The 6,003-nt window shown below is 63.8% G+C and carries 5 protein-coding genes and 1 pseudogene; 3 read left to right on the top strand and 3 right to left on the bottom strand.

Translation table 11 applies throughout. The annotated features are described in order from the left end of the window. Positions 1–305 precede the first annotated feature (305 nt). Complete coding sequence (locus V5A38_RS03170) at positions 306–1,208, bottom strand: hypothetical protein (protein ID WP_332324299.1); 903 nt, start codon at positions 1,206–1,208, stop codon at positions 306–308. 406 nt (positions 1,209–1,614) lie between these two features. Here V5A38_RS03170 and V5A38_RS03165 point away from each other — a divergent pair, with 406 nt between their 5' ends. Then, the gene (locus V5A38_RS03165; RefSeq protein WP_332324298.1) at positions 1,615–2,835 is read left to right on the top strand and encodes a PLP-dependent aminotransferase family protein; all 1,221 of its coding nucleotides are present in this window, start codon (positions 1,615–1,617) and stop codon (positions 2,833–2,835) included. A 387-nt stretch (positions 2,836–3,222) separates the two neighbouring features. On the opposite strand, the pseudogene V5A38_RS03160 reads toward V5A38_RS03165, so the two are convergent. Both V5A38_RS03160 and V5A38_RS03155 read right to left on the bottom strand, forming a co-directional pair. After that, positions 3,223–3,570 (bottom strand): annotated as a pseudogene (locus V5A38_RS03160) (ABC transporter ATP-binding protein); the annotation flags it as partial. Positions 3,571–3,609: 39 nt separating this feature from the next. Further along, a complete protein-coding gene (locus V5A38_RS03155) occupies positions 3,610–3,774 on the bottom strand; it encodes a hypothetical protein (RefSeq protein ID WP_332324297.1) in 165 nt (54 codons plus the stop codon). Positions 3,775–4,281: 507 nt separating this feature from the next. On the opposite strand from V5A38_RS03155, the gene V5A38_RS03150 reads away from it, so the two are divergent. Next, the gene (locus V5A38_RS03150; protein WP_332324296.1) at positions 4,282–4,770 is read left to right on the top strand and encodes a hypothetical protein; all 489 of its coding nucleotides are present in this window, start codon (positions 4,282–4,284) and stop codon (positions 4,768–4,770) included. 151 nt (positions 4,771–4,921) lie between these two features. After that, positions 4,922–5,884, top strand: coding sequence for a metallophosphoesterase (locus tag V5A38_RS03145; RefSeq protein WP_332324295.1), 963 nt, complete (start codon positions 4,922–4,924; stop codon positions 5,882–5,884). Positions 5,885–6,003 lie beyond the last annotated feature (119 nt).

Genomic DNA, 6,003 nt, shown 5'->3' with positions numbered 1-6,003 from the left:
AACTCCACCGTCGCTGTGTGAATCCGTCGACGGTTGGTGACCTGTCGCGAGCTCCATCTCGCGACCGCGGAAACTCCACCGTCGCTGTGTGAAACCGTCGACGGTTGGTGACCTATAACTAATTTGATAAACAGCTTCAAACTGCGAGCGAACGAGCTGAATCGGCAGTCCACGGTAGCCCTGTCGGGGCCGACGGGGGTTTTTGTCGCCAGAAACCAGAGATTCCTGGCTGCTAACCGGACGCCGGAGGCTTCTGGTGATGGTCACACGTTTGCCAGGGAGCGAGCGCAGCAGACGGTCGGTGTTCAGAACACCAGCCCGTCGTCGATTGGCCGCTCCTCAGTGGCGACGACGACGCCCGATTCAGTCGTCACCTCGGGGTTCGCGTAGGACGCGACGCCGACGGTCGCGTCGGTTTCCAGATGGCTCTCGACGGCGACCACCGGCTCAGTTACCGTCTGGGGCATGCTGAAGGCGCTTGTCAGTCCGACGAGCTCTTCGTCCGTATCGACGACGCTGAATCCGGAGGCGACAGCGGTCGGGGTCGTCTCGCCGATTCTCGTCGACACGTGGTCGCCCAGCGAGAGTTGGAGGAACGACTCGTCGCCGATCGCCGAACTGAACGAGGAGAGCGGGCCGTCGCCGTCGACCCGTCTGGCCTGACCGCGGCGGGCGTCGACCAGCGCCTCCAGGGCCGCGCGGTCGCGCTCCCCCGCGCCGGCGATGGCGATTTTCCCGTCAGCCACGCCGACGAGGTAGGAGGAGAGCATCGCCTCCACGCGAAGCAGTTCGTACCCCTCGTAGCTGCTGCCGACCGGCTCGGCGTCGGACTCGGTCTCGTAGGCCGACACCATCTCGTCCTGCTCGAACTCCGCCTCGATCCCGTAGAGCATCGTGAACCAGCCACCGTTGGAGTAGACCGTCGAAAGTTCGCCGAACTCCAGGGATGGCACCGGTGGGTCGAGAAGCTCCGACATGAGGGTGTAGCGGTCGCCCAGTGCGTGTCGGGCCTCGTCGAGCTCCCTTGGGTGGATGGTGTGCATCGACTCGCCGCTCTCTTCAGCGCCGCTCCCGGACTGTTCTGGCGTCCACTTCCCATAGGTCGTCACGTTGCCGCCGATGCTTCCGGAGCAGCCGGCAAGTCCGGCGAGGAGGGCGGTGCCGCCGACGCGGAGGGCCTCTCGTCGGGTAAGGGCAGTTTCACTCATGCGTAGTTTTCGCCCTCGCAACGGAAATCTGTTGTTGTGTTGGCGTCGAAACCATTTCGAGAGGGAATCGGGCCCGGTAGTTCAGACCATATCGTCAAGGAATACGAGAACCCATTGAGTGGTCGTCGTTCGGAGTGTGGGCGTGCCGACAGCTGTTTCACGCTGCCGGAGCTACCAGCTACCGTGTCCGTACTCGAGGCGCTTCCGGACCGGCCGCTCGATGACACCGAACTGCGTGCCCTCCGTAGAGGGCGGCCTTCACTGGCTCGCCGCAGCGAGGAGAGCCGCGTCTACGCTGCCGCCGTCGGTTGGGGTTCCGATACCGCTTCCCTGAGACCGATTCACACGCGGTTCCTGGCTTTCCGGGTCGCGTGGCTTTATCTCGTGAGGCCACTGTTCTCCGTCAATGACTGAGTCCGATCGGTCGACGCTGTTCGACCAACTGTTCGCGAGAACCGTCCAGGAAACGCTCGAGGAGCCAGGGTACGGGAGTTGGCGGTCGATCACCGCTCCCGATGCCGTCTCGCTCAGCTTCGGTTTTCCTTACCCGGAGTCGTTCCCCGAGACTGCACTGCTTGAGTCCCTCGGAGCGGTGCTCGAAGAGGAGGGAAGCCACGCGCTTCAGTACGGCGGCGGGGAGTACGTCGACAGCCTCCGGGAGGGGGTTCTCGAGCGCGAGGCCGTCCACGGCATCGAAGCAACCACGGACGAACTGCTGTTGACCAATGGCGCGACCCACGCCATCGACGGAGTGGCCCAGACGTTCCTGGACCACGGCGACGAGGTGTTCGTCGAGGCGCCGACGTTCATGGGAACGCTCTCGCTATTCGGCAACTACGGTGTCGAGGTGACGGGGTTCTCCCTCGACGACGACGGCCTCGACGTGAGCGCCGTCGAAACAGCACTGGAGGAGCGCCGCGAGCGTGAGGCGCCGATGCCGAAACTGGTGTACACCATCCCGAACTTCCAGAACCCGACGGGGACGACGCTGAGCCGCGAGCGCCGGGAGCGGCTGCTCGAACTCGCCGCCGAGTACGAGTTCATCATCGTCGAGGACGACGCCTACGGCGAACTCCGGTTCGACGGCGACGACGTGACGCCGCTGTCGGCGCTTGACGACGAGGGCTGGGTCGTGCGGATGGGGACGTTCTCGAAAACCATCGCCCCCGGCGTCCGGACGGGCTGGTTGGTCGGCCACGAGGAGATAATCGAGCAGATTAGCCATATCTCGGCTGGCGGCACCAACACGTTCACCCAGAGCGTGCTGGGACGCTACTTCGATGCTGGTCATTATGAGCCAGTCGTCGAGGAACTGCTCGAAGCCTACGAAGGGCGGCGTGACGCGATGCTCGAGTCGCTGGCTGCTCATCTTCCTCCGGGAGCGGACTGGACCGAGCCCGAAGGCGGCTTCTTCGTCTGGGTGACGCTGCCCGAAGGCATCGACAGCGGGGAACTGCTCCCCGAAGCCGCCGAAGAGGGAGTGACCTACCTCCCGGGCTCGCATTTCTTCGCCGACAGCGGTGGCGAGCGCTCGCTCCGGCTCTCTTTCAGCCACGTCACCGCAGCGGAGATGGACCGCGGCGTGGCTGCGCTCGCGCGGGCGACAGAGGCCGCGATGGACGAGTAGAGAGCCGTCCGAATTCTGTCGGTTCTCAGACTCGACACGGTCACAGTTACTCCCATACGTCTCCCGAAGATGCGCAGCCGCTGCCCCGTCCTCACCGGTTGTCGCCAGATGGACCGCCGTGTCCAGTTCCGATGCGAGCGCCGGTGGGACGTCCAGGTTTCCGAACAGGTCAGCACGTGCAGTCCGGGCTGTCTCGTTGTCGGCGAAGCCGAGTCCCCGCTTCAGAACGGTCGATATCGAGACATCACGTCCTGCACGCTCGCGGAGGACACCGCGGAACCCACCGAGGGCGACCCAGAGAGGCTCCGGTATCGTGTCGTCCGATCGGATCTTCGCCGGACAGCGTGTTGTGAACGGACAGCCGTCGCGCGGATTCCGCGGATTCAGCGGCGTGCCGTGAAGTCTGATTCGCCCCCTGTCCGGCTGTGCTCGGCCACGGGCGTGGGAGCCAGGAACCGCAGAGAGGAGGGACGCGGTATACCGATGGGATGGCTCGTCGAACAGCTGCGCCGTTGGTCCCGTTTCCACGATGTTGCCGAGATACATCACCACAGTTCGATCAGCAATCTGGCGGACGACACTCAGGTCGTGGGCGATGAACAAATACGTCAGGCCGAGTTCAGCCTGCAGTTCAGAGAGGAGGGTGATGACGCGCGCCTGGACGGAGACATCGAGAGCACTGAGGGGCTCGTCCAGGACGAAGAAATCAGGCTCCAACCCGAGTGCGCGGGCGATACCGATGCGCTGGCGCTGCCCGACTGAGAACTGGTGTGGCTACCGGTAGTAGTGTTCCTCGGAGAGACCAACACGGTCCAGCAGCTCGTACACCTGCTGTTTTCGATCGGCGGGCGTCCCAACTAGGTGGGCGTCCATCGGTTCCCGGATGATCTCGCCGACGGTCATTCGGTCATCGAACGCTTCCTGTGGGTCCTGAAACACGAGTTGGGCGTTCCGCTGCCACTGTCGACGTGGACGGCCGGAGAGCTCCGTGACTTCCGTACCGCGATAAACAACGCTCCCGTCGGTGGCGGCATCGAGGCCGACAGTTTCGCCCGCTTCGATGTCGCCAACTGTACTCTCGGGGGAGACGACGAACGCACTCTCCGAGGCGATCTGGCCCAGCGCTGCGTGGAAGGGTGCCTCGAGGTCGAACTCGAAGACGTACTTTCGGGAGCGCGTACCGCCAGCGATCCAGAAACGTACTCGGAGAGCTCGGACACCTCAGGGTCGTTTTTCTCCTTCTCCCGCTCGGGAGCTTGAGCGTGGTCTCGGTGGCCGTGGTCCCGGTCCAACCTTGCTAACAGTTGGATACGGGCTGTCGAACTACTCATTCCGTTCCGGAGTCCTGGGTGCTGAACGCGGTACTGCCCAACAGTACATAGCTCGCAATATCCCAAAGTGAAAAAATAGCAACAAACACAGGTCTTGGGGCCCATCACCGAATAGATGAGCGACAGTGAACGGAACTCGGAGGAGCGAACCGAGATCGGCCCGTGGGAGCGAACAGTTGGCGAGATGCGTGAGATAGCCCGACAATACCGGGAGGACGGGTGGGAGGTAGTCGCCGTGCGAGCTGGCGATACGGCTCCTGAATCGCCGGAGGTGGGTGAATCTGACCGCTTTGGCTTCGTCCACACCGTGCCGAACGCTGTCGCCAGCGACGTTCGGTCGGTCCTCGATGGCGACGTCGATGGGTCCACAGTCCATCGCCGGTCGCTTGGCTCAACGCTGTTTTTCGTCACCGAAATCACAGATGCGACGACTCGGCGAGCGCTGCTGTTGGCTGGCGCCGTCGACACCGGTGTCGCCGAGGAGCTCGAAATGGCCGCTCGCGAGCGCGGCGAGCTCTACACCCACGTCCAACTGCTCGACTGGACGCATCTCGGAACTGTTCGCCACGATGATCCGAGTGCGTTCTTCCGTGAGTCGTCGTAGTGCGGGCCATCCCATTTTCAGAGTCAACAGCGGCCCCTGGAGCCACTCGGTGGAGCAGTCACTCCGTGATACGTTCCAGTATGGAGTGTTACTGTGGGGCTCGTACGCATTCATATCGGGTTATTTATGCTTCTCGCCCAATCACCGATGCGTGGAACGCAACCAGTTCACACCGGGTGCCAACAGCGGGTCGCTTCTGGCATCCCTCGACAGGCCCACCACCGAAACACCGACGAAGCTCGCCGTCATCGCCGACCCACACGTGGCAACGCGAGCGGAGGGAACGTCAAAGCTATTCGACGTCACTGAACAGCACTTCCGAAATGCGCTCGCTGACGCGACCGCGCGCGGCGTCGATGCCGTGCTGTCGGTCGGCGACCTCACGAAAGACGGGGAACCGTGGAACGTCGATGCCGTCGACGCGGCGGTCGCCGACCTCGACGTTCCCTTCTACGCCATCCCCGGCAACCACGACGTTCCGAAATCCAGCGACGAGCATGAAACGATGCCAACGACCGAGTTTGCCGACCGATATGCGCCGGATGGCGAGTTCCCGTTTCTGACCACTGTCGCCGGCGTCGACGTGGTTGGACTCAACACCGCCGGAACCCGTGAGTTCCTCTTCGACACCCATGATGGCGCTCTCGATCCCGCGAACGACGACGCACTCCGCGCCGTCGCCGACCGTGCGACTGACCCAGTGGTGCTGTCCCACCACAACCTCCCGGCGATGTTCGACCAACTGCGGGCGCATCGCGACGCTGTCGAGCCGGAGATGGGTATCCCGCCGGTCACCCGCGACGGCGAGGGGTTCGTCGACCAACTGACGAACATCGACCCCGCGATGCTGCTCACCGGGCACCTCCACATGCCGGCGACAGCAACCCAGGGGGGCGTGCGTGAACTGATGGTCCCGACCTCCTGTTCGTTCCCCCAGGCCTACCTGCTCTTGACCGTCGGTCCGGACGGAACGAACGTTCGGTTCCAGCCCGTTGCAACGCGGACGGGGCTTCGAGACGCCTTCGCGATTCGGGCAAACGAGTCGGCGACCTCACGGGGACTCACCGCGATCGCGTCGGACAGGCTGGCATCGTTCCCCCTGGTCGATTCGTAGCTGGCCGCCTCCCGGCCGGCAGTTTCCGATACGTGAGCAAACCAGCTGCGGTCCTGCGAAGCCCCGCTCGAGAGTGCGCCTGAACCATCCCGGCGGGGGTGTAGAGCGAAACCGAGTTA

Origin of the sequence: Halolamina sp., assembly GCF_036626355.1 — an archaeon.
Classification (GTDB): domain Archaea; phylum Halobacteriota; class Halobacteria; order Halobacteriales; family Haloferacaceae; genus Halolamina.
The sequence above is the reverse complement of the archived record's forward strand: the minus strand, read 5'-3'. Positions and strand labels throughout refer to the sequence as shown.